This window comes from Pantoea sp. Ft-CA_14 (genome assembly GCF_024520875.1).
Lineage (GTDB): Bacteria > Pseudomonadota > Gammaproteobacteria > Enterobacterales > Enterobacteriaceae > Pantoea > Pantoea agglomerans.
The window spans coordinates 1-222 of sequence record NZ_JALNPM010000065.1; the positions used below are offsets into that span (position 1 = coordinate 1).

The 222-nt window shown below is 50.5% G+C and carries 1 tRNA gene; it reads right to left on the reverse strand.

Going from position 1 to position 222, the window contains the following annotated elements:
* Position 1 precedes the first annotated feature (1 nt).
* Positions 2–75: transfer RNA gene (locus tag NR195_RS22870), tRNA-Arg, on the reverse strand.
* Between the last annotated feature and the right edge of the window lie 147 nt (positions 76–222).

Genomic DNA, 222 nt, shown 5'->3' on the forward strand with positions numbered 1-222 from the left:
GTGCATCCAGGAGGATTCGAACCTCCGACCGCTCGGTTCGTAGCCGAGTACTCTATCCAGCTGAGCTATGGATGCATTGGGGTCTATCTTTTGAGGTACAACTTTTTATGGACTTACAGAAACCAACCTGAGGATGTTACAAAGAATGGTGCATCCAGGAGGATTCGAACCTCCGACCGCTCGGTTCGTAGCCGAGTACTCTATCCAGCTGAGCTATGGATG